This window comes from Janthinobacterium sp. SUN033, assembly GCF_030397595.1.
Lineage (GTDB): Bacteria > Pseudomonadota > Gammaproteobacteria > Burkholderiales > Burkholderiaceae_D > Janthinobacterium > Janthinobacterium kumbetense.
This window is the reverse complement of the sequence record NZ_JAPQNV010000001.1, coordinates 534532-555631: the sequence shown is the minus strand read 5'-3', so window position 1 is coordinate 555631 and position 21100 is coordinate 534532. Positions and strand designations below refer to the sequence as shown.

The 21100-nt window shown below is 64.1% G+C and carries 23 protein-coding genes; 7 read left to right on the top strand and 16 right to left on the bottom strand.

Features of this window, described 5'->3' with window-relative positions; all coding sequences use genetic code 11:
• Window positions 1-56: 56 nt before the first annotated feature.
• Window positions 57-1802, bottom strand: coding sequence for a class I poly(R)-hydroxyalkanoic acid synthase (gene phaC, locus OX460_RS02645; protein ID WP_289897544.1), 1746 nt, complete (start codon window positions 1800-1802; stop codon window positions 57-59).
• Window positions 1803-1884: 82 nt separating this feature from the next.
• Here phaC and OX460_RS02640 point away from each other — a divergent pair, with 82 nt between their 5' ends.
• Window positions 1885-2118: a hypothetical protein gene (locus tag OX460_RS02640; RefSeq protein ID WP_306558479.1), complete on the top strand. Its 234-nt coding sequence runs from the start codon at window positions 1885-1887 to the stop codon at window positions 2116-2118.
• Between the two features lie 16 nt (window positions 2119-2134).
• Here the strand turns inward: OX460_RS02640 and pgeF are convergent, their stop codons facing one another.
• Window positions 2135-2920 (bottom strand): peptidoglycan editing factor PgeF, encoded by a 786-nt coding sequence (gene pgeF, locus OX460_RS02635; RefSeq protein ID WP_289897543.1) that lies wholly within the window; start codon window positions 2918-2920, stop codon window positions 2135-2137.
• Window positions 2920-3945 carry an RluA family pseudouridine synthase gene (locus OX460_RS02630; RefSeq protein ID WP_099667537.1) on the bottom strand — a complete coding sequence of 342 codons (1026 nt, stop codon included), beginning with the start codon at window positions 3943-3945 and terminating at the stop codon, window positions 2920-2922. Before OX460_RS02630 ends, pgeF begins: the two co-directional genes overlap by 1 nt.
• Before the next feature lie 89 nt (window positions 3946-4034).
• On the opposite strand from OX460_RS02630, the gene OX460_RS02625 reads away from it, so the two are divergent.
• Entirely contained in the window at window positions 4035-4838 is an 804-nt protein-coding gene (locus OX460_RS02625) for an outer membrane protein assembly factor BamD (RefSeq protein ID WP_077405789.1), read from the top strand.
• 35 nt (window positions 4839-4873) lie between these two features.
• On the opposite strand, the gene yaaA is transcribed toward OX460_RS02625, so the two are convergent.
• Window positions 4874-5644 (bottom strand): peroxide stress protein YaaA, encoded by a 771-nt coding sequence (gene yaaA, locus OX460_RS02620; protein WP_251348327.1) that lies wholly within the window; start codon window positions 5642-5644, stop codon window positions 4874-4876.
• A 30-nt stretch (window positions 5645-5674) separates the two neighbouring features.
• Here yaaA and OX460_RS02615 point away from each other — a divergent pair, with 30 nt between their 5' ends.
• From OX460_RS02615 to OX460_RS02605, 3 genes are all read left to right on the top strand, one after another.
• Window positions 5675-6109 carry a putative toxin-antitoxin system toxin component, PIN family gene (locus tag OX460_RS02615; RefSeq protein WP_070281998.1) on the top strand — a complete coding sequence of 145 codons (435 nt, stop codon included), beginning with the start codon at window positions 5675-5677 and terminating at the stop codon, window positions 6107-6109.
• An 83-nt stretch (window positions 6110-6192) separates the two neighbouring features.
• On the top strand, window positions 6193-7371 hold the full coding sequence (locus OX460_RS02610) for a pyridoxal phosphate-dependent aminotransferase (protein WP_289897542.1): 1179 nt from the start codon (window positions 6193-6195) through the stop codon (window positions 7369-7371).
• Between the two features lie 46 nt (window positions 7372-7417).
• Complete coding sequence (locus tag OX460_RS02605; protein WP_099667534.1) at window positions 7418-8521, top strand: HD domain-containing phosphohydrolase; 1104 nt, start codon at window positions 7418-7420, stop codon at window positions 8519-8521.
• Window positions 8522-8559: 38 nt separating this feature from the next.
• Here the strand turns inward: OX460_RS02605 and OX460_RS02600 are convergent, their stop codons facing one another.
• Both OX460_RS02600 and OX460_RS02595 read right to left on the bottom strand, forming a co-directional pair.
• Window positions 8560-9018: a nuclear transport factor 2 family protein gene (locus OX460_RS02600; protein ID WP_251348324.1), complete on the bottom strand. Its 459-nt coding sequence runs from the start codon at window positions 9016-9018 to the stop codon at window positions 8560-8562.
• Between the two features lie 229 nt (window positions 9019-9247).
• Window positions 9248-9928: a DUF2625 family protein gene (locus OX460_RS02595; RefSeq protein ID WP_251348323.1), complete on the bottom strand. Its 681-nt coding sequence runs from the start codon at window positions 9926-9928 to the stop codon at window positions 9248-9250.
• A gap of 319 nt (window positions 9929-10247) precedes the next feature.
• Between OX460_RS02595 and OX460_RS02590 the strand changes: the two genes are divergently transcribed.
• Together OX460_RS02590 and OX460_RS02585 are read left to right on the top strand one after the other, a co-directional pair.
• Entirely contained in the window at window positions 10248-11099 is an 852-nt protein-coding gene (locus tag OX460_RS02590; RefSeq protein ID WP_251348322.1) for a helix-turn-helix transcriptional regulator, read from the top strand.
• Between the two features lie 29 nt (window positions 11100-11128).
• On the top strand, window positions 11129-12163 hold the full coding sequence (locus tag OX460_RS02585) for a serine hydrolase (protein ID WP_289897541.1): 1035 nt from the start codon (window positions 11129-11131) through the stop codon (window positions 12161-12163).
• A 7-nt stretch (window positions 12164-12170) separates the two neighbouring features.
• Here the strand turns inward: OX460_RS02585 and OX460_RS02580 are convergent, their stop codons facing one another.
• The 10 genes from OX460_RS02580 to OX460_RS02535 all read right to left on the bottom strand — a co-directional run bounded on the left by OX460_RS02580 (window position 12171) and on the right by OX460_RS02535 (window position 21098).
• The gene (locus OX460_RS02580) at window positions 12171-13073 is read right to left on the bottom strand and encodes an alpha/beta hydrolase-fold protein (RefSeq protein WP_289897540.1); all 903 of its coding nucleotides are present in this window, start codon (window positions 13071-13073) and stop codon (window positions 12171-12173) included.
• A 25-nt stretch (window positions 13074-13098) separates the two neighbouring features.
• Window positions 13099-14154 carry a tetratricopeptide repeat protein gene (locus tag OX460_RS02575; protein ID WP_289897539.1) on the bottom strand — a complete coding sequence of 352 codons (1056 nt, stop codon included), beginning with the start codon at window positions 14152-14154 and terminating at the stop codon, window positions 13099-13101.
• A gap of 17 nt (window positions 14155-14171) precedes the next feature.
• Window positions 14172-15077 carry an AAA family ATPase gene (locus tag OX460_RS02570; RefSeq protein WP_289897538.1) on the bottom strand — a complete coding sequence of 302 codons (906 nt, stop codon included), beginning with the start codon at window positions 15075-15077 and terminating at the stop codon, window positions 14172-14174.
• Window positions 15078-16865, bottom strand: coding sequence for a pilus (MSHA type) biogenesis protein MshL (mshL, locus tag OX460_RS02565; RefSeq protein WP_289897537.1), 1788 nt, complete (start codon window positions 16863-16865; stop codon window positions 15078-15080).
• Window positions 16866-16903: 38 nt separating this feature from the next.
• Window positions 16904-17305, bottom strand: coding sequence for an MSHA biogenesis protein MshK (locus tag OX460_RS02560; RefSeq protein WP_289897536.1), 402 nt, complete (start codon window positions 17303-17305; stop codon window positions 16904-16906).
• Window positions 17290-17973 carry a type II secretion system protein GspM gene (gspM, locus tag OX460_RS02555; protein ID WP_251348317.1) on the bottom strand — a complete coding sequence of 228 codons (684 nt, stop codon included), beginning with the start codon at window positions 17971-17973 and terminating at the stop codon, window positions 17290-17292. Before gspM ends, OX460_RS02560 begins: the two co-directional genes overlap by 16 nt.
• On the bottom strand, window positions 17973-18653 hold the full coding sequence (locus OX460_RS02550) for an MSHA biogenesis protein MshA (RefSeq protein ID WP_289897535.1): 681 nt from the start codon (window positions 18651-18653) through the stop codon (window positions 17973-17975). The genes gspM and OX460_RS02550 overlap by 1 nt, the downstream gene beginning before the upstream one ends.
• Window positions 18650-19609, bottom strand: coding sequence for an agglutinin biogenesis protein MshI (locus OX460_RS02545; protein WP_289897534.1), 960 nt, complete (start codon window positions 19607-19609; stop codon window positions 18650-18652). The genes OX460_RS02550 and OX460_RS02545 overlap by 4 nt, the downstream gene beginning before the upstream one ends.
• Window positions 19610-19740: 131 nt before the next feature.
• Entirely contained in the window at window positions 19741-20199 is a 459-nt protein-coding gene (locus OX460_RS02540; protein ID WP_251348314.1) for an agglutinin biogenesis protein MshP, read from the bottom strand.
• Window positions 20196-21098: a prepilin-type N-terminal cleavage/methylation domain-containing protein gene (locus OX460_RS02535; RefSeq protein ID WP_251348313.1), complete on the bottom strand. Its 903-nt coding sequence runs from the start codon at window positions 21096-21098 to the stop codon at window positions 20196-20198. Before OX460_RS02535 ends, OX460_RS02540 begins: the two co-directional genes overlap by 4 nt.
• Window positions 21099-21100: the final 2 nt, after the last annotated feature.

Genomic DNA, 21100 nt, shown 5'->3' with positions numbered 1-21100 from the left:
ATTCCTGACAAGACCGGAGATTACGCCGGTCTTGCCGGGCCAGAAGCTTTTGTAAACTAGTCCGCCCTGACTTTAACATACCGCCCCGGCGCCGGCTCGATTGCCGCGTGGCGTTTGTTGCCCGGCTTGCCCGGCGCCTTCACCTGCGCGCCGCCGTGTTCGGCCAGGAAAGCCGCCCATTCGGGCCACCAGCTGCCCACGTGCTCGGTCGCGCCTTCCATCCACTGTTCGGCCGTCAAGGGCTTGGCTTTCGCCGTGCGTGCGCCTTTGCCCGCGTCATTGCTCCAGTAGCTGCGCTTTTTCTTCGAGGCAGGATTGATCACGCCGGCGATATGGCCCGAGGCGCCGAGGATGAAGCGGTTGGCTTTCGGCTTTTTCGGGTTCAGCACGGCCATGCTGGCGTACGCCGCGCCCCAGGGCACGATATGGTCTTCGCGCGAACCGTAGATGAACGCGGGCGCGTCGATGCTGCTCAAGTCGACCTTTTCGCCGGCCACCGTCAGCTTGCCCGGCACTTTCAGGCTGTTTTCCAGGTAGGTGTTGCGCAGATACCAGCAAAACATGGGGCCCGGCAAGCCCGTGCCGTCGCCATTCCAGTACAGCAAGTCGAACGCGGGCGGTTCCTTGCCCTTCAGGTAATTCGACTGCACGTAGTTCCACACGAGGTCGTTCGGCCGCAGGCTCGAAAAAGTGCTGCCCAGGTCGCGGCCCGACATCAGGCCGCCCTTGGCCAGCGTCTGCTCGCGCAGCGCCACTTGCGGCTCGTCGATAAAGACGTCGAGCGCGCCCGTGTCGCAGAAATCGAGGAAGGTGGTCAGCAAGGTCAGGCTGGCGGCCGGATTCTCGCCCCGCGCCTTGAGCACGGCCAGCGCCGTCGAGACGATGGTGCCGCCCACGCAAAAGCCGAACATATTGAGCTTGTCCTGGCCGGAAATGTCCTGCGTGACCCGAATGGCTTCGATCACGCCTTGCTCGACGTAATCGTCCCACGTCAGGTGCTGCATGCTCAGGTCCGGATTGCGCCAGGACATCAGGAACACGGTATTGCCCTGCTCCACCGCATAGCGCACGAGCGAGTTTTCTGGCTGCAAGTCAAGGATATAGAATTTATTGATGCACGGCGGCACCATCAGCAGCGGCCGCTGGTGTACCGTGGCCGTCGTCGGCGTGTACTGGATCAGCTGGAACAGCGCGTTCTCGAACACCACCGTGCCCGGCGTGGTGGCCACGTTGCGGCCCACTTCGAAGGCCGATTCGTCGGACTGCGAAATGCGCCCCTTGCCCATGTCGGCCAGCATGTTGCTCAAGCCCTTGGCCAGGCTTTCACCCTTGGTCTCGATCAGGGTTTGCTGCGCGTCGGGATTGGTGGCAAGAAAATTGGCGGGCGACATGGCGTCGACGATTTGTTGCACGGCAAACGCAATCTTTTGCTTCTGGTGCGGCGTCGCTTCCACAGCGTCGGCCATGGCGCTGAGAAATTCGGCGTTCAGCAGGTAGGCCGCCGCATTGAAGGCAGACAGGGGGCTGGCGTGCCAGGCGGGCGCGGAGAAACGGCGGTCTTTCAATTCCGGCGCCTTGCCGGCCATAAAGTCTGCCCACAAGCCCGTCAGCTTGGCCACGTAGGCATTTTTCAGTTGCTCGATCGCTTCCGGCTTGATGCTGGCGCCCGCGTCCTGCAAAATGCCGGCAATCGGATTGCCGGCGGGCTGCGGTACCATGTTGAACCACGTCTTCCACTGTTCAGGATTGCTGATCTGCGCCATCCATTCCTTGGTCATCATTTGAGGATCGGGCATGTTCATAGCTATATAAATCCATTCAAGAATTGATAAATAATTACTTCCGGGCCACCTGCATGCAAACTCTTACTGACTGCCAATACCAATGATGCTCATGACCGCTGTTGCCTGGATCTATGTCGTCGGCCTCATGGCGCTGACGGAACCGTCCATCGTCGCCGGGGTGATGACCTTCGTGCTGTACTGCGTCATCCCGCTGTCCATCCTATTCTATCTGACGGGCTCAAGGAGACGCAAACGCAAGGCGGCGCGCATCGCGGAACTGCAAGCCCGCGCGCTGGCCTCAGCAGACGATAAAACAAAAACGGCAGACACATAAGTGTCTGCCGTGCAGATTATTTGCGCCAGATCAAGCTGGCCTGTCTTCCCGTGACGCCATCGCGCCGGTACGAGTAAAACTGCGCCGCATCGCTGACGGTGCAATATTCCCCGCCCGCCACTTGCGCCACGCCATCGCGCAGCAGCATGGTGCGCGCCAGCGCATAGATGTCGGCCAGGTACTTGCCCGGCTTGCCAGCGATGGCGACGAAGGAAGCGCTCAACACTTGCCGCTCAGCATCATCGCGCGCGCCGTCTTGAAACGCTTGCAACACATCGTGCCCCACTTCGAATTGCTGTGGACCAATGGCCGGCCCCAGCCAGGCGAGGATATCCGTCGCGCCCTGCGCACGCATGCTGTCCACCGTGCGCTGCAAGACGCCGTTGGCCAGGCCGCGCCAGCCCGCGTGGGCCGCGCCGACGACGAGGCCGTCCGTCGAACAAAACAATACCGGCAAGCAATCGGCCGTCATCACCACGCACACGGCGCCCGCCTGCGTGGCGATGCTGGCGTCGGCATCGGGCACGCAACCGTCCAGGCTGGCAGCATCGGCGACGGCCACGCCGTGCACCTGCGACAGCCAAGCGGGCTCGGATGGCAAGGCGCCCGCCAGCCGCGCGCGGTTGGCTGCCACGTGCGTGGCCTCGTCGCCCACGTGCGTACCCAGGTTCAAGCCACCGCCGCCCTGCCCGTCACCATACGGGCCCTGGCTGACGCCGCCCGCGCGCACGGTCGCCAGCGCGCCCACGTTCGCGGGCAGGCCGGGCCAATGGGGAGTGATATAAGGCAAGGCAGCCGTCATCAGACCTGTTCCGGCTCGGGAATGCCGGCCGTGGCGATCAGTTGGGCGAAATCGTCGGCCAGCGGCACGATCCACTCGCACGCTTCCAGGGTGCCCGGATGCACGAGGCCCAGGCGGCGCGCCTGCAGTGCCTGGCGCGAGAAGACGGACACCAGGTGCTGCTTGCCGTACACATAATCACCGACCAGCGCAAAGCCCAGATGCTGCATGTGCACGCGGATCTGGTGCGTGCGGCCTGTTTCCAGGCGGCATTGCATCAGGCTTACAGGACGGCGGTCGAGTTCGCCGCTGCCGATCAATTCATAGTGCGTGATGGCAGGCTTGGCCGTGAAGTTTTCCGAGACGGCCATCTTGACCCGGTCGCGCGGGTGGCGCGCGATGGACGCATCGATGGTGCCCGCCGCCTTCGGCGTGCCCCACACGAGTGCGAAATATTCGCGCTTGACGGTGCGCGCCTGCAATTGGCGCACCAGGTCCGTTTGCGAAGCGAGGGTCTTGCCGACGACCATCAAACCGCTCGTATCCTTGTCCAGGCGGTGCACGATGCCGGCGCGCGGCACACCCGCCAGTTGCGGGCAGTGGTGCAGCAGGCCGTTGAGCAGGGTGCCCGACCAGTTGCCGGGGCCCGGATGCACGACCAGTCCGGCCGGTTTGTTGATGACGATGATATGCTCATCTTCGTGCACGATGTTCAATTCCATCGCTTCCGGCTTAAAAGCCTCGTCTTCCGGCGCGCTTTGCGGCAGAATGACGATCTTCTCGTCGCCATAGGCGGTCATGTTGCGTTTGGCAACTTTTCCATCGACGGTCACGAAACCGGCTTCCAGCCACAATTGCAAGCGGCTGCGCGAGTATTGCGGCACCAGCTGGGCGATGACTTTATCGAGGCGGTGGCCGCAGGCGTCCGGCGTCAGTTCCAATGTAATCGGGGCCATTTCCTCGAAGACGTCGTCGGCGGCAAAATCGCCGTCAAACGCCTCTTCGGCAACATGGTCAGAAAGGGAGTCAAACGCGGGGTCAGCCAAATTAGGCTTCGGAGTTAATATCACAGCATTCCCATCGGCTATAATCAGCCTATTGTAAAATCTTGGTTAAAACCTTCTTGCAAAACGTCATGCAAAAAAAATTATCGTTGGTAGTCGCTTCAGTCGTTCTGCTCGGCATGTCCGCTTGCAGCTTGTTGCCTGAAAAAGTGGATGAGACCAAAAACTGGTCCGTTACGAAATTATACTCGGAGGCGCGTGAAGAAATGGCCGGGCAGCACTATGAAGCTGCAATCGGCCTGTTCCAGAAGCTGGAGGCTAACTATCCTTTCGGCAACTATGCTCTGCAAGCGCAGATGGAGATCGCTTACGCGTATTATAAGTCGGGAGACCAGGCTCAGGCACTGGCTGCCGTCGAACGCTTCATCAAGTTGCATCCGAACCACGCGAATGTGGATTATATGTACTACTTGCGGGGCCTGATCAGCTTTAACGACCAGATCAGCTTCCTGAACTTCCTGTACGAGCAAGATCCGACCGAGCGCGATCCGAAAGCCACGCGCGAAGCGTTTGCCGCCTTCAAGCAACTGGTCGACAAGTTTCCAAATAGCAAATACGCGCCCGATTCGCTGGCCCGCATGAACTATTTGGTCGATGCCATGGCGAAATACGAAGTGCACGTGGCGCGCTATTACTACCGCCGCGGCGCCTACCTGGCCGCCGCCAACCGCGCGCAAACGACGGTCAGCGACTTTGCCGCTTCGCCGGCCATCGAAGAAGCGCTGTTCATCATGTACCGCTCATATGACAAGCTGGGCTTGACCGACTTGCGCGACGATGCCTTGCGCGTGCTGACCAAGAACTACCCGAACACGGCATTCCTCAGCCCGGAAGGGGTGAACAAGGAACGCAAGTGGTGGAAATTCTGGCAGTAAGATAAGAAAAAACCGGGCTCGCCCGGTTTTTTTACTTATACACCCACCTTGCGCCGGAACACCCAGCTGGTATCGTTCGACGCTTCCGGCACGAAACCGTAGCCGTCGACGTCGAATTCTTTGAGCTGCTGCGGGTCGCGGATGGCATTGACGGCCGCATAGCGGGCCAGCATGCCGCGCGCGCGCTTGGCGTAGAACGAGATGATTTTATATTTGCCGTTCTTCCAGTCCTCGAACACGGGCGCGATGACGGGCACGTCCAGCTGGCGCGGCTTGACGGATTTGAAATATTCCTCGGAAGCAAGGTTGACCAGCACCTTGGCGCCCTGCTCTTTTGCCGTGCGGTTCAGGCCGTTGGTGATGGTGTCGCCCCAGAATGCGTACAGATCCTTGCCGCGCGTGGTCGACAGCCGCGTGCCCATTTCCAGGCGGTGCGGGTGGATCAGGTCCAGCGGGCGCAGCAAGCCGTACAGGCCCGACAGGATGCGCACGCGCGACTGGGCATAGTCGAGCTGGGCCGGCTGCAGGCTGCGCGCCTCGAAACCGGCATACACGTCGCCATTGAAAGCCATGATGGCCTGGCGCGCTTCCGCCAGCTTGGGCGTCCAGGAAGCGTAGCGGGCCACGTTGAGGGCCGACAAGGCATCGGAAATGCCCATCAGGCTGCCCACTTCGGCGGGCGAAAACTGGCGCATGCGGGCTATGAGCTGGGCGGAATGGTCAAGAAAATCGGGGGTGCTGTGCAACGAGGTTGTTGGCGGCGTCTCCAGGTCGAGACTCTTGGCGGGCGAAAGCACGATCAACATAAATTATCACTACAGAATAGAATTGCCGACATGATACCTGCTCCACAAAAACTCGTCCTCGACACCAACGTTTGCCTCGACCTGTTCGTCTTCAACGACCCGCGCTGGGCGCCCCTGCTGGCGGCCATGGAAAGCGGCGCCGTGCACGCCATCACGCGCGAAGATTGCCGCGCGGAATATCTGGTCGTGTTGCATTACAAACATTTGCCGCTCGACGAAGCCAGCCGCGCCGTCGCCGCCGCCCGCTTCGACGCCCACATCACGGTCGTGGCGCCGCCCGTCTCCGGCGTGCGCCTGCCCGTCTGCACGGACAAGGATGACCAGAAGTTCCTCGAACTGGCGCGCGACGCCAACGCCGACATCCTCATCACCAAGGACAAGGCCCTGCTGAAACTGGCCCGCAAGACGGCCAAGGCCGGCATGTTCAAGATCATGGTGCCGGAAGGCTGGGCCTTGCCAGGCTGAGGCGCCAAAGCCCCGCACGCAACGGGGTGCGCTGCGCTAGAATGGGAAACGATTCCACTTTCCGCACCGCGCCCCTACCGCTCATGAACAGCCCGTCCCTGCCCTGCACGACTCCCACCCTGACCACCCGCTTGCCTCTCGTGGGCACCACCGTGTTTACCCGCATGTCCAGCCTGGCGGCCCAGCATGGCGCCGTCAACCTGGGCCAGGGCTTTCCCGACTTCGATTGCGACCCGGCCCTGGTCGACCTGGTCAGCGACGCCATGCGCGCCGGCCACAACCAGTATCCGATGATGACGGGCGCCGCGCCCTTGCGCGAGGCCATCGCCGCGAAAATCGCCAGCTTGTACGGCCACAACTATGACGCGGGCACGGAAATCACCGTCACGGCCGGCGCCACGCAGGCGCTGACCACGGCCATCCTGTGCTGCGTGCATCCGGGCGACGAAGTCATCGTCATCGAACCGGCCTACGACAGCTATCTGCCCGCCATCGCCCTGGCCGGCGGCGTGCCCGTGCTGGTGTCCATGCAAGTGGGTGAACAAGGCTACAGCGTGCCGTGGGACCAGCTGGCCGCCGCCGTCAGCAGCAAGACGCGCTTGATCATCATCAATACGCCGCACAATCCGACGGGCACGATCTTGCGCCCGGCGGACATCGCCGCGCTGGCCGACATCGTGCGCGGCACGCAAATATTGATCCTGTCCGACGAAGTGTACGAGCACATGGTGTACGACGGCGTGCCGCACGCGTCGCTTTCGCGCAACGCGGAACTGGCGGCGCGCAGCTTCATCGTCTCCAGCTTCGGCAAGACGTATCACGTGACGGGCTGGAAAGTCGGCTACGTGGCGGCGCCAAAGGCCCTGACGGCGGAATTTCGCAAGGTGCACCAGTACAACGTATTTACCGTCAACACGCCGATGCAGCACGGCATCGCCGGCTACATGGCGAATCCGCAGCCCTACCTGGACTTGCCCGCGTTTTACCAGCGCAAGCGCGACCTGTTCCGCGACGGCCTGGCGGGCAGCCGCTTTACCCTGCTGCCGGCCGACGGCACGTATTTCCAGTGCGTGCGCTACGACGCGATTTCGCAAGAGACCGAAGCGCAGTTCGCCGAATGGCTGACGACGGAAATCAAGGTGGCAGCCATTCCCGTTTCCGCGTTTTACGTGCAGGGCAAGGAGTCGGGCATCGTGCGCTTCTGCTTTGCCAAGAAAGACGAGACCTTGCGCCTGGCGCTGGAGCGCCTGCGCAGCATATAACCGAGCACTGAACATGGCTTCGCTGCGGCGGGGCAAAGGATGACAGATGGTACAGCGTCGCATCGGCCCGGCCGACCTGGTTCCCGGCGAACCCCTGCCCTGGGATCTGTTTTTGGCTGACCATAGTGCCGGCCCGCAACTGCGCAAGGGGCAGATCATCACGGATGGCACGCAGCTGGGCCGTTTGCTGCAGCTGGGCCTGTACGTGGGCGCGCCGGACCAGCCATCCGTCTTGCGCTTGCTCAATGAGGCGGCGCAGCGCCTGGAACGGCTGCTGCTCGACTTGCGCAGCGAAAGCAATGCCGAGCGCGACGTGCGCGACATCGCCCGCGAACTGCTGCGCGCGCTCGAACACGATGCCGATATCGCCCTGGCCAGCATCCTGCTCAACCAGATCGCCGGCAGCTACGCCGTGCGCCACTGCATCGAAACGGCCTTGCTGGCCATGCTGGTGGGCCGCGGCATGCACAAGTCCCACGATGAACTGCTGCTGATCGGCGCGGCCGCGCTGACGATGAACGTGGGCATGCTGCGCCACCACGACAGTTTCCAGGACCGGCGCGGCCCCCTGAACGACGATGAAATGCGCATCGTGCGCCAGCATCCGCAGGAAAGCACGGAATTGCTGCGCTGCGCCGGCGTCGATGACGAGGAATGGCTGAGCTGCGTGCTGTTGCACCATGAAAATGACGACGGCAGCGGCTACCCGCAGGGGCGCACGGCCGATGAAATCCTGCAAAACGCCAAGCTGATCGGCCTGGCCGACCGCTATTGCGCCCGCGTCTCGGCGCGCAACTACCGCCGTTCCATCGTCCCCGACCAGGCGCTGCAGCACATCTTCCTCGACCAGGGCGTGCCCATCGACCCGCTGCTGGGCGAGCAATTCGTCAATCTGCTGGGCAAGTATCCGCCCGGCACCCTGGTACGCCTGCGCAGCGGCGAACTGGGGGTGGTGACGCAACGGGGCGCCGGCCACGTGCATCCGCTCAGCGACCCGCTGGGCGCGCCGCTGGCCGCCGCCGAGCTATCGCAGATGACGCCGCGCGACACGGGCGACAGCCAGTTCGCCATCGTCTCGTCGCTGCACGAAGACGATGCCGGCATGCATTTCAGCATGCGGCACGTGTGGGGCGACGAGGCGCGGCTGTAGGCTGGCCGGGCACCGCCGGGCGCCAGGCACGGCTCACTTCACGGTTTCGGCGGGCGGATGCCCGTGTACTGTGCGCTGACCAGCAGCCATTGCTTGTCGACAAGCCGAGCGACATAGCCGGCGCGCAGGGCGAAATTGCGGGCTACCCCATCCTGGTTGAGACGGTAGGACAGACGCGCCGAGATGAGCGCCGTATCGCCAAACAGGCGCACCACCGGTTCATCGACCTGCAGCTGGGGACTCGGCCGCTTCTGCTCCGGCGCATAGAAGGCGAGCATTTTTGCACGCCCGTCCACCTCGCCGACCGGCGATATTTCCACATAATTCTCCGCCGTGATGGCGTTCAAGGCCACTTGATCAAAGTTGCTCTGCGCCTGCGCATGGCGCTGCACCAAGGCGACCAGTTCGGCATCGGCGGGAGCCGCGTGCGCGCTGCCGATAACGCCCAAGGCGCCCAGCAGACAAGTGGAGAGGACATGTGGAAGGGTCAATTTCATGCGTATTCATCCTGATCGAGGTCATTGAGAAGCGTCCGATGCCTGCCGCGGCAGTATCGGACACTCGCTGGCGGGCGGCGCATCGCGAGAAAGCCCATCGTATGCTATCCCCTATCCCTTTTCTCGCGCCTGCCATTGCGACAAAGCGCTCGAATCGGGGGTTGAAACGCCATTTCGCCGGCCCGGGATGCGCAGGGCGATGCCGTCAAAGACGCCCGCAAGCCATGCCTCAGTTCGCGCCCGCAGGAGCGTCCAGCAACTTCTGTTGCAGATCAAGGTTGAGCACCCACTGCTCTTCCACGGGAATGGCGCGCCGCGAGCTGGTCTTGAGGGAACCTTCTTGCGTCCACAGAAATGGATAAAAATTCAGGCAGAGGTCGCCGGGCAAAGGCAATTCGGGCAATTCGGGCAATTCGTCAAAATCCTGCGCATCGCCGGGCTGCCGGCCGTAAAACTGCCGCAGCTGGCGAGTAAAAGCCCATTCGACGAACGCCGTGTAGCCGATCTCCAGCGCTTCCCATGCCAGCGTCTCGGGCGCGAGGTAATACATCTTGCCCTGGTCGGCCCCGAGTGCGCCGCCGTTGATGGCAAAAAAGCCGCCGAGCACGTCGTCGGCCACCAACAGAAAGCCTTCGGCCTTTCCTTCGTTCCACGTAGCAAGGTTCCGCTCCAGCTTGCCATGTCCCGAGCCCAATATCCGCAGCCAGCCGTCATCCACCAGGATGCCGCCCGTTTCATAGGCGATCGCGCCAAGGGGGGAACGCGTGGTGACCTGCAGGCTCAGCAGCACATCTTCCCTGCCGGCCGAGGGCGGCAGCAATTCCACCGGGATGTCGGCCTCGCTGACCCATTGCCGGATCAGCGGAAACGCCGGGTCTTCACTATCCAATAATTCATTCAATGTACGCATTGCACCTGACCTTATCGATGACCGCTTCCGGCGGTCGGAGAGTTCATGACGACGCTGGCACTGCCTGGCGGGCGGCGCCCGGCATTCCAGCGGCTCGCCCCTGGCGCGATCCAGTATCGACGACGACATCTGGACGCTGCGCAAATTTTACACATAGCCGCCCCGGCACCCCTGCACGCCTGCCAGCGGCCACGCAAAACCGGCCTGAGCCGCCGTCCCACATTCCGTGCATTCCCCCGAATCGACCGTTCATCCTGCGTCTGGCGCCATTCGTCGTCCCGCGCTCGCCCGTCAGGGCGGCCGCACATACCATGCCGATATGACCACTCCACTCCAGTTCAAATCCGGCCAATTCTATGGCGACGTGCATCACGGCGCGCGCGGCAGCATCTTCGATATCCGCCGCCTGAAGGCCACGCGTGGCGAGGATGAAGTCGAAACGCACCGGCATGACGATGCCCACTTCGTCTTCGTTCTGTCCGGCACGTATATTTCCAGCGCCCTGCACGCCCCGCCGCGCGCGCCTTCGCCCACCCTCGTCTTCAATCCTGCCGGCACGACGCACCGCGACCGCTTCGTCGATGGCAAGGGCAGTTTCATGACGGTATCGCTCGACCCTGCCCTGCTGTCGGGCGCCGAGGAATTGCATGCGGCCCAGGAGTGCGCCACCGTGTTGCGCGATACGGCCAGCGCGGCGGCCGCGTTCCGGCTCGCGCGCGAAGTGGGCCGCGGCGGCGACGGCGCCTTGCTCGAAGCGGGCGCGTGGGAGATGCTGGCCAGCCTGCACAAGGCGCCCCGGCAGGCGCGCCCCGCCCTGCCCGGCTGGGCCCACCAGGCGTATGAAGCCGTGATGGACCTGGCCAATGACACGCATCTGCGCATCGCCGACGTGGCCGCCGCCCTGGATGTGCATCCCGTGCACATGGCCCGCGTGTTCCGCCAGGCCTGGGGCTGTTCGCCGGGCGACCTGCTGCGCTGGCGCCGCGTCGACCAGGCCAGCGGCTTGCTGCGCCGCCCGGAACTGAGCATGGCCGACGTGGCGCTGAGCGTGGGCTTTGCCGACCAGAGCCACATGACGCGCGCCTTCCAGGCCCGCTACGGCATGACGCCCAGCAACTATCGCCGCCAAATGTTTCAAACGTCCAAGACAATGCCCAATTTACAAGACTAGACTGAACTTTTCCAACTCAGGAGTACACCATGTTGCGATACCTCCCCCTTCTTCTCGCCTTCGGCAGCAACGTCCACGCAGGCGAGCTGGACGGCGTCACCACCGCCATCGAAGCGGGCGACTTCAAGCAAGTCACCAGCGTCGTGGTGGCGCAGCATGGCAAGCTGCTTTACGAACACTACTTCGACAAGGATGGCGCCGAAAGCCTGCGCAACACGCGCTCCGTGGGCAAGACGGTGGCCGGCATGCTGGTCGGCCTGGCCATCGAGCGCAAGCTCTTGCGCGCCGACACCCCCGTCCTGCCCTACTTTCCGGAACTGCGCCCGCTGGCCCATGCCGACCCGCGCAAGGACAAGATCACGGTCGAGGATTTCCTGACCATGAGCTCGCTGCTCGAGTGCGACGACGACAACCAGCATTCGCGCGGCAACGAAGAGCGCATGTATCTGGTGGAAGACTGGAGCCGCTTCGTGGCGGACTTGCCGATCCGCGGCTTTCCCGAATGGCAGCCCCGCCCCGAGCAATCGCCGTATGGCCGCGCCTGGAGCTATTGCACGGCCGGCGTAACCCTGCTGGGACCGCTGCTTGAAAAGGTGAGTGGCCAGGGCGTGCCGGACTTCGCCGCCGCCAACCTGTTCAAGCCGCTTGGCATCGACAAGGTGAAATGGCAATTCCAGCCCAAGGGCAGCGCCATGACAGGCGGAGGCTTGCAGCTGCGCAGCGTGGATCTGATGAAGCTTGGCCAGCTCTACCTCGACGGCGGGCGCTGGCATGGCAAGCAGGTGATGCCGGCCGAATGGGTCAAGCGCTCGATCGCGCCCCACGCCAACGCGCGCGAGGGCATGGACTACGGCTACCTGTGGTGGCTGCAACCGTTCACGGCCAATGGCCGCACGATGCAAAGCTATGGCATGGCGGGTTCCGGCGGCAATAAAGTGCTCGTCCTGCCGGAGCTCGATGCCGTGGTCGTCATCACCACGACCAACTTCCAGGTGCGCGACGCCCATGGCATCAGCGAAAAATTGCTGACCAAGTTGATCCTGCCGGCATTGATGCGCCCGTAAGCGCCCGTCATTTTGCGGACGTCAAGTACGCCCGCAAGCCATGCGTGAGCACGAAAGGAAACACGCTCGCGTGATCTTCATCCGCGAAGACGCGCAAGCGCGTCTTCAAGCTGGGGAACTTGCGCGATGTCAACTTTCCATCGAATTCGCGCAAGTCGGCCACCATGTCGGCGTCCTCTTCCGAACGTGAACGCTTCTTGCCCGCCGCCAGCTTTTCCAGGCCGCCGATGCCGAAGAACACGGATGCCGGCAAGTCCTTGTGGCTGGCCGCATACGCCTGTTCGCGGTCGAACATGACGCCGGCGTCGTACCACAGCGACGGGCTGCCGAGGATGTAGTGCTCGAAGGTGCGCGGTTCCGTCAGCAGGAATTGCAGGCCCAGCAAGCTGCCGTAGGAATGGCCGATGAACACCTTGCGCTGCATGTTCGCGCGATAGTGCTGCGCAATAAAGGGAAATACCTCGCCCGAGATGAACTGGCCATACGCCTTCGCTTCGCCGAACGCGGGCTGCCGCCCCGGCATGTCCGAGCGGTAATCGTGCTTGCGCGGCGTGGTGGGCGTATAGTCGCGGCGCCGGCTGTACACCCCGCCATCGCCGTTGGCGTACGACAAGCCGACCACGATGACTTCTTCCATCCCCGCATGCTTGTTCAGGCGCTGCGCGATATTGCGCACGACGGGAAATGCATAATTGGCGTCGACAACGAACAGCACCGGATAGCGCTTATTGCCCTGCCGATAGGAATCGGGCAAGGCGACATACAGCTGGTAATCGCGCTTCAAGGCTTGCGCGCGAAGGTCGCGCACTTCCGTATTCTCAAGAACGTAGCTGGCCGGCGCGCTGGCGGGGGCGGCAAGTGCGCTGTTGGCCAGGCAGCAAAGAACGATGAGCAGATGCAGAGGCTTCAAGCTGTTTCTTTCATTGAGGTAATAGTTACTTCGCCTCAGCCGCCGTCAGCTGCACCAGCTTGCGCTCGACAAACGCCTGCAGCTGGGGCGACAGGGTTTGCAAGCCCTTGGCGCGCTCGAACGCCTGGCGCGCCTGGGCCGGGTGGTTGTCGGCTTGCAAGGCGATGCCGAGGCCCATCCACCAGACGCTGTTGTCGGGCGCCGCCTGCAGGGCCAGCTGGTAGTGTTCGGCCGCTTCGCGGTAGCGCTGCTCGCGCTGCAGCACGCCGGCCAGGAAGGCGTGGTATTCGCCGCTGTCGGCGGCGTACGGCAAGCTGCGCATGAGGGTATCGAGGGCCGCCGCGCCGCCATTGGCCTTGTCCAGCTGCAAACGGGCCAGCATCATCGCTTGCGCCGGCTGTTTCGGGTCCAGCGCCAAACTCAGCTGCAACTGGCGGGCCGCCTCGTCGGGACGCTGTGCTTCCAGCAGCAGGCGCACCAGCGTTTCGCGCGCGCCCTGATGGCGCGGGTCCAGCTGCAGGGTCTGCTGCAAGGCCAACATGGCGTCGGACACGCGGCCATCCTGCAATTGGGCCAGCGCGCGCCGGTATTCATTCTCCACGCGCTGCTGCGGCGTGACTTGTTTTCCATCAATGATGCGTTCACTCGCAGCGGACGCAGTCGTCTTCACCACGGGCGCAGCGGCAGGCTTGGCGGCGTGTTCCGTGATGCGGCGCATGTCGGCGGCACGCAGCTTGGCGGGCGCGGGGGTGGCTTCCTCGGCCTGAAATACGGGTTCGGGTTCCGCCGCCACGACGGGCGTGGGCGCGGGTACAACGACGACAGGCGCCGGTGCCGGCACTGGAACCAGGACCGGCGTACTGGCCACGCTGACCAGCACGGGCGGCACGGCCGGGCGCTTCAGGTAGACCCAGCCCAGGGCGATGGCGGCGGCCGTCAAGCCGGCCGCACCGCCGAAGACCAGCGCGCGCGAGACGCCCCGCTCGCGTTCGGGCACGGAGCGGATACCGGCCGCGTCGCCGCGTCCATCGGGGGTGCCGCGGGCATCGAGGTCTTGCAACATCTTGTTAATCAGGCTCATCTACAGGCTCATCTTCGTCATCGGTTCAATAAAGTCCAGCTCGCGCCGCAGGCCGCGGCCAGCACGCCGGCGCCGGCCAGCCATGGCCACGGCCTGCGCCAAAAGCGGTGCGGCTTGCTGGCCAGGGTGTCGCTGGCGGCCAGCGCCACGTGGCGGCCGCCGACCTGCTGCCGCCCTTCGCCATACGCCACCATCAGCGCCTTGTGCGCCATGATATTGATCAGGCGCGGGATGCCGCCGGACGCCTGGTACAGCTTGGCCACGCCGCCACGGCTGAACAGGCGCGCGCCGTCGAAACCGGCCACGCGCAGGCGGTGCGCCACATAGAAATCCACGTCGTCGCGCGACAAGGGCCCCAGGTGATAGTGAAAGGTGATGCGCTGCGCCAGCTGGCGGATTTCCGGCAGGGCCAGCTTGACGTCCAGTTCCGGCTGGCCGAACAGCACGATCTGCAGCAGCTTGCGCTTTTCCGTTTCCAGATTGGTCAGCAGGCGCAGCGCTTCCAGGCTGTCGACGGGAATCGCCTGCGCTTCGTCCAGGCACAGCAGCACGCGCTTGCCTTGCGCCGCCAGGTTGAGCAGGCGCAAGTTGAGTGCGCGCAGCAACTGATGCTGCTCAATATCCTTTTCCAGCAAGACATCGAGGTCCTCGGCCAGCGCCAGGATCAGCGAACGGGGCGGCAAGTTCGGATTCGGGATGTAGGCCGTGACGAAGTCCGGCCCCAAGGATTGCATGAACTTGCGGCAAAGAAAAGTCTTGCCGGTGCCCACTTCGCCAGTGATCTTGATGAAGCCCTCGCCATTGCGCGCCGCCACCAGCAAGGTGTTGAGCGCCTTTTGCGACTGCGGACCGTTGAAGAAGAAACTGGTATCGGGCGTGAGGCCGAACGGCGCCTCGCGCAAGCCGAAATGGGCCTGGTACATTTAGCGCCGCTCCGACGGACGGCGCGGGTCGAGCGCCTCGATGCGCTTGCCCGAATCGAGCAAGTCCTCGTTCCAGCTATTGGCGCCGTCGACGATGGTCGGCTTGATCAGCACCACCAGTTCGCGCTTCTGGATCACCTGCCCCGTGTTGCGGAACAGCGCGCCCAGCACGGGGATATCGCCCGCGCCCGGCACTTGCGAGCGGTCCGACGTCGTAGCCTGGCGCATCAGGCCGCCGATGGCGACGATACGGCCATCCTGGCTGCGCACCATGCTGTCCATCTCCGACGTGCTGGAGGCGGCCAGCGGCAGTTTCAGGGAACCGGCGCTGCCCAGGTCGATTTCCTTGCTGATGGTCGACACCTGGCTGACGGACGGGTGCACGTGCAGGATGATGTTGCCATCCGCATCGATCTGCGGCGTCACGTCCAGCACCACGCCGGAAAAGAAGGGCTGCAAGGTCACGTTGGGGCTGGTCGTCGCGCCGCTGGCCGTCGTATTCGTCGTGGTCGACACGCCCGTCACGTAAAACTCGTCCGTGCCGATCTTCAGCACGGCCTTCTGGTTGTTCATGGTGGCGATGCGCGGGCTCGACAGCACGTGCACGGAGCCTTGCGATTCCAGGAAGGAAATCATCGCCGCGAAATTGGCCGTCTGGAAGGCCAGGCCGAACATGGAACCGGCCGAGGTCGCCGCCGAGCTGAGGCCAAAGCCGCTGCTGGCCGTCAAGCCGCTGCCATTCGTCATGTTGGGCGGCTGGCCGCCGTTGAACGGCAGCGGCGCCAGGGTGCCGCCCGGCTGGATGAAGCCCGTCGAGATGCGGTTCGTGTGGCCGCTCTTGATCGAGGCGAACGAGGCCCAGTTGATGCCCGTCTGCGTGTTGTCGTTGAGTTCGACTTCGAGGATTTTCGCTTCCAGGATCACCTGGCGGTCGACGGACAATTGCGTGGCCTTCAAATACATGTCGACATTGCGCAACTCTTCCGGCATGGCGCGGATGACGATCACGCCCGATTGCGGGCTCAGCACCACTTGCCGGCCGCCGTCGCTGCTGCCGACGATGGCTTCCAGCGCCGCCTTCAGTTCCGGCCAGAAATCGGCCGTCGACGAGGTGGTCAGGTTGCTGCTGTCCAGGGTACGGCCGCCCTGGCCGCCATTCGTTTGCTGGTTCTGCTCGTTGTTGTTGCCCTGATTGTTATTGCCGCCATTTCCGCTGTTGCCGGAGCCGCCCGAGTTGGTCGAGCCCACGGACCCCACCGACGTCGACGACACGCGCAGGTTGGAACTGCCGCGGCGCGCGCCCGTCAGGTAATTGACATGGAACAAACGCGTCTGCATGGTCAGGGGCTTGATGTAGATCTGCGTGCCCTCGACCTTGTAATCGTAGCCATACAGTTCGCGCACGGCGTCGAGCGCCTGGAACAGGGTCACGTCCTTCAGATTGGCGGAAATCGTGCCGCCGATGTCGGGATGGACCAGCATGTTGTAGCGCGTGCCGGCCACGATGGAAGTGAAGAACTGGCGCGCCGGCACATTGTTGAATGCCACGTTGAAGCGCTCGTCGAGCGCGGCGCGGGCCTTCGGCAATTGCTGGGCCAGGGCCGCTACGGGCGGCAGCAGCGCCGCTTCCACGGCGTCCGGCTGGGCCGCTGGCGCCGTGGTAGCTGCCGCACCCTTGACGGCATCGGTGATCGCATTATAGGTGTCGCGCTTGACGGGCGCGACATTGCAGCCGCCCAGGCCCAGGCTGACGCTGATGACAGCCGCCATCGTACTGATCTTGAACATGCTCGCCTTGTGTTGATTGAGTTGCTTGGCCACTTCTTCTACTCCTGCTTGCGGTCGGTCTTGCTATCGGTCTTGCGATCGGCCTTGTTGTTGGTCTTGCTGCTGGGATACAGCTTGAAGGTTTCCAGTGATTTGCCACGCCGCAACAATACGGCCGTGTCGCGGATTTCCACCACCACGGCGTCGCCCACCTTGCCGCCCACCTTGACCGTCTGGCCATCGATGACGGCCAGGCGGCGTCCGCCCGGCTGGGTGGAAACGAGCACCGATTGCAGCTGCGGCCGGGCCGCGACGGCGGGCGCGGCGTCGGCGGGCGCCCACAGGGCCGCGGGCGGGCGCGTCGGATCGTCGAGCGCCTGCGCCTGCGCGCCCGGCGATGCCAGGCTCAGGATCAGGAAGGGTGCCAGCAGCGCGGAACCCAGGGTCAGAGTGCGATCCATGTATCGTCCATGCTGAGGGTATGTAAGGTCAGGGTCAGGGTGGCGCCCGGGTAACTGGCGGCGTCGAGGTGGGCGGCGCCCCAGAAGACGCGCGTCGGCATCGCTTGCAGCGCCTGCATGTATTGCACCATGTCGGCATAACTGCCTTGCAGCACCACTTCCACGCCATGCTGGTGCAGCAGTGGCGCCGGGGCCGGCGCCCTGGCCGCCGCATCGCCGTTCGCGCTGTCGGCCTGGCGCGCGCCCACGGCGCTGGCGGGCAGGGTTTTCAGCGACACCACGCGCAGTCCCGCGTGCCGGCGCAGCAAGTGTTCGAGCAAGGTGACCATGCGCTCCGGCGCCACCAGGCCGTGCTGCTTCTCGCGCAGCGCCTGCGCCAGGGACGCCGTTTCCGCCTGCAAGGCCGCCAGGCGCGTGCGCGCTTCCTGGTCGGGATCGGTGGCATGGGCCAGCATGGTCAGCTCGACTTCCTTGTCGGTGGCACTCAGGAGGCTTTGTTTTTGCGCAATGCTCGCCTCCAGCGCCGCGCGTTTCGCCAGCAGGGGATTGAAGCTCATGAAATAAAACACGAACAGGACGGCGGCAGCACCGGCGCCGAACACCATCAGCCGCTCGCGCAGGCTGAGGGCGTCGAAGGCGGCGGCCCATTTCTTCAGCAAGGGCAGCATCAGCGTGTTCCTTCCGTAACAGGTTTCGGCGGCGTGGCAGGTCCGGCCGGCCCGGCGGCGCGGTCGGCCGACTGCAGGCTGAACGCGACATACGGCAGGCCAGGCGCCTTGCCCTCGGCCACGGCCGGCTGCCCGGACTGGTTAATGTCGAGGCTGGCGAAGGTCTTGCCTCGCAGTACTTCCTGCTGGCCCAGGCGCGTGATGTACGCGGGCAGCAGCGACGCGTGCAAGGCGCGGCCCTGCAAACCGAAGTCATTGCCGGCGCCGGCGATATCCACGCCCGTCAGCCATACGCCCTCGACCCTGGCCTGCGCCAGCGCGCGGAAATAGCCGGCATAGCCGAGGGTATTGCCCAGCTTGCCGCTTTCCAGCACGTTCGACGCATCCTGCAGCAACTGGCGTTGCGCCTCGACGGCCGCCAGTTCCTGCGCCAGGGCCGGATCTTTCTTGCGTGGAGGAAAATCGCGCAAAGCCTGGTCGCGCTTCGCCTCGCCTTGCACCAGCGCCGCCTTGACGCCCGCTTCGCGCCGTTCCAGGCCGGTCAAGGCTTGCTGGGCCAACACGCCCACGGCCAGCAGGGCCAGCGCCAGGCCGCCCAAGGCCAGGCCGGCCGTGCGCGCCGACATATGGTGTTTTTGCAGTTCAAACTGGGGATTGAACAGATTGATCTGCTGGCTCATGCGCCCTTCCCTTCATGCTTGCCCGGATGCAAGCCAACCTCGCGCAAGCCGGCGCCGATGGCCAGGAAGTAGCGCGCCTGCATGGCGGGGTCGCACAATTCGGCGGCCTGCGACAAGTCCAGCACCGTGGCCAGGTCCAGCTGCTCGACCGGCATGTAGAGATTGTCGGCCAGATAGGCGTGCAAGCCGTCGGCCGCGCCCGTCATCAGCATCAATCGGGCCAGCGAAATGAAATGAAACTGGCGGTCGAAGTGGTCGAATGAGCGCTGCAGTTCCAGGGTGACGCGGTCGTAATACTGGCTGGCGTCGGGTGACTGCAATTGCGTCAGGGTCACGTCGATGCGGCGCGCCTGGTACAGCTCGCCATTGAAACTCATGGTCAGCAAGCCACCGTCGCCATCGAAATACAGCACGGCGATGCCGCGTCCCGGCGTTTCCAGCAAGGTGGCGATATTGCGCTGCGCCATCTCGGGGATATCGATCACGGACAGGCCGATCTTGCATTCGGCGTACAACGCCTGGCGCCGCGACACGGCGCTGTTGCGCGCGGCGACGGCAAACACGCTGCTGCCCCGCTGGGTGCCGTTCGGGTCGCCGGGGATGTCGAACACGTCGATGGTGGCTTCGGCCAGGGGAAAGTCCAGCATGTCCTTCAAGCGCCAGCCCACGGCCGTCTTCAGCTCCTCGCGCGGCACGGCAGGCGCTTCCAGCGACAGCAACTGGTACTCGCCGCCGGCCAGCACGGTGGTGCAGTGGCGCGCTGCCGCCTGCACGTCCTTGCCCAGTTTTTCCAGCACCTCGACCGGCGCCGGCCGCGCGGCCGCCTGGTAACTGGCGCCCAGCACGCGCGGCATGCCGTCGGCGGGACGTTCGACAACGACAGCGCTGACGCCTTCCCGGCCAAACGCCGTGGCCAGCCAACCCTCATACTTCCTTGCTCTTGCGAATAAACCCATGCGACCTATCCAGTGTAAGTGCCTGCCCGATCTTGTCGCGCAGTTAATGCATCCAGCCAATTTTAATTCATGAAGCCAACTTTATTGTGTAAAAACAATAAATTAGCGATCTTTTTTGCACGCAGTTGACCTTACTGCGACAACACGGCTTGCAGGCGGCGCTGAACATAGTCCGCGTTGTTGCCCGCGTTCGGACAGAACGGCTCGACAGTGCCCGGCTGGTTGCACGCCGTGGCCGTAATGGTCCAGCTGGTCAAGGTGCCGGGCCCCGTGGCCGTGCTGCATTGCACGCTGACGCTGAACGAGGACAGCGTCGTGCCCGCCGGCAAGCTGAAACTGGCCGGACCGATGCACGCCGCACCGGCGGTCAGGCCGGCGCTGATCTGCTGCTGCAGCCCCCATTCGAGACCGGCGCGCGCGGCCTGTTCGGCGCGCACGCCCTGCACGTCCATGGCCGATTCCGTCTGCTGGAAAGTGGAGATATTCACCATCACGGCCGCCAGCGCGGCCAGCACCACCAGCAGGAAAATGGCCGTGACGAGGCTGAAACCGCGCATGCGGCCGGCGCGACAGCGCAGCAAGCGCCTCATGGCGTATTCCTCGCCTGTACCTGTTGCACCAGGCGCAGCACGCCCGTATTGCTGTTCGCCGCCCCCAGACTCAGGTCGATATTCACCAGACCCCGCTGCACGTTGGCCAAAATGCCATAGCTGAAACGGCAAGCCGTCACCTGGCGCGCCAGCAGTGCTCCCTTCTTCGCCTCCAGCGGGACCGTGTTTTCCACAACCGGCTGGGTAGCCTGGATGACATAGCCCGCGTAACGGGTCAAGGTGCCGCTCTTCAGATCGCACGCATAGGTGACGGGCGTCGATACCACCTGGAAACGGTTCGACGGCGACGGCAGCGGCGCGGGCGCCGTCGTGAAAGGATAGCTGCCCAAGGTGACGACAGTGCCGGCTACGCCCGTGACTGGCGCGCGATTGCAGCCGGTGGCAGCGCTGCAGGCATACGCATTGTTCGGCGCGCCCGCCCCGCCCAGGTTGTAGACGACGATCTGGTCGCCCACGCTGATCGCCTGGCGCGCGCCCAGCGCATCTGCGGGCATGGCGCCGACGACGGTAAAGTTCAGAGGAAGGCTGGTGTCGGGAGGGGTCTCAAAGCTCAGCACACTGCCCAGTCCCGACGGATCGCTGTCGCTCAGGTAGCGTCCGCCCGTCTTGGTCAGCAGCAATTCCAGGAACAGGCCGTCGTTCGACACGCGCACGCTGTTGGGCAGGGCCAGGCGCACGTCGCGCGTCAGACGGCGCGCTGCCGTGTCGGCCGTGTCGGCCAGCGCGGCGCGCGCGGTGGTGTCGATATAACCTTGCACGGGCACGCGGATGAAGACGGCGACCATGGCGCCGATGATGCCCGTGATGACGATCACGATGACCATCTCGACGAGGGTAAAGCCGCGCGGGCGGCGCCTGGCGTTATAGAAATTTCTCATGG

What these genes read in the sequence shown, in the direction of transcription:
- phaC (WP_289897544.1), bottom strand. Translation starts at nt 1,802, where the DNA reads ATGAACATGCCCGATCCTCAAATGATGACCAAGGAATGGATGGCGCAG.
- OX460_RS02640 (WP_306558479.1), top strand. Translation starts at nt 1,885, where the DNA reads ATGATGCTCATGACCGCTGTTGCCTGGATCTATGTCGTCGGCCTCATG.
- pgeF (WP_289897543.1), bottom strand. Translation starts at nt 2,920, where the DNA reads ATGACGGCTGCCTTGCCTTATATCACTCCCCATTGGCCCGGCCTGCCC.
- OX460_RS02625 (WP_077405789.1), top strand. Translation starts at nt 4,035, where the DNA reads ATGCAAAAAAAATTATCGTTGGTAGTCGCTTCAGTCGTTCTGCTCGGC.
- yaaA (WP_251348327.1), bottom strand. Translation starts at nt 5,644, where the DNA reads ATGTTGATCGTGCTTTCGCCCGCCAAGAGTCTCGACCTGGAGACGCCG.
- OX460_RS02615 (WP_070281998.1), top strand. Translation starts at nt 5,675, where the DNA reads ATGATACCTGCTCCACAAAAACTCGTCCTCGACACCAACGTTTGCCTC.
- OX460_RS02610 (WP_289897542.1), top strand. Translation starts at nt 6,193, where the DNA reads ATGAACAGCCCGTCCCTGCCCTGCACGACTCCCACCCTGACCACCCGC.
- OX460_RS02605 (WP_099667534.1), top strand. Translation starts at nt 7,418, where the DNA reads ATGGTACAGCGTCGCATCGGCCCGGCCGACCTGGTTCCCGGCGAACCC.
- OX460_RS02600 (WP_251348324.1), bottom strand. Translation starts at nt 9,018, where the DNA reads ATGAAATTGACCCTTCCACATGTCCTCTCCACTTGTCTGCTGGGCGCC.
- OX460_RS02595 (WP_251348323.1), bottom strand. Translation starts at nt 9,928, where the DNA reads ATGCGTACATTGAATGAATTATTGGATAGTGAAGACCCGGCGTTTCCG.
- OX460_RS02590 (WP_251348322.1), top strand. Translation starts at nt 10,248, where the DNA reads ATGACCACTCCACTCCAGTTCAAATCCGGCCAATTCTATGGCGACGTG.
- OX460_RS02585 (WP_289897541.1), top strand. Translation starts at nt 11,129, where the DNA reads ATGTTGCGATACCTCCCCCTTCTTCTCGCCTTCGGCAGCAACGTCCAC.
- OX460_RS02575 (WP_289897539.1), bottom strand. Translation starts at nt 14,154, where the DNA reads ATGAGCCTGATTAACAAGATGTTGCAAGACCTCGATGCCCGCGGCACC.
- OX460_RS02570 (WP_289897538.1), bottom strand. Translation starts at nt 15,077, where the DNA reads ATGTACCAGGCCCATTTCGGCTTGCGCGAGGCGCCGTTCGGCCTCACG.
- mshL (WP_289897537.1), bottom strand. Translation starts at nt 16,865, where the DNA reads ATGTTCAAGATCAGTACGATGGCGGCTGTCATCAGCGTCAGCCTGGGC.
- OX460_RS02560 (WP_289897536.1), bottom strand. Translation starts at nt 17,305, where the DNA reads ATGGATCGCACTCTGACCCTGGGTTCCGCGCTGCTGGCACCCTTCCTG.
- gspM (WP_251348317.1), bottom strand. Translation starts at nt 17,973, where the DNA reads ATGCTGCCCTTGCTGAAGAAATGGGCCGCCGCCTTCGACGCCCTCAGC.
- OX460_RS02550 (WP_289897535.1), bottom strand. Translation starts at nt 18,653, where the DNA reads ATGAGCCAGCAGATCAATCTGTTCAATCCCCAGTTTGAACTGCAAAAA.
- OX460_RS02545 (WP_289897534.1), bottom strand. Translation starts at nt 19,609, where the DNA reads ATGGGTTTATTCGCAAGAGCAAGGAAGTATGAGGGTTGGCTGGCCACG.
- OX460_RS02540 (WP_251348314.1), bottom strand. Translation starts at nt 20,199, where the DNA reads ATGAGGCGCTTGCTGCGCTGTCGCGCCGGCCGCATGCGCGGTTTCAGC.
- OX460_RS02535 (WP_251348313.1), bottom strand. Translation starts at nt 21,098, where the DNA reads ATGAGAAATTTCTATAACGCCAGGCGCCGCCCGCGCGGCTTTACCCTC.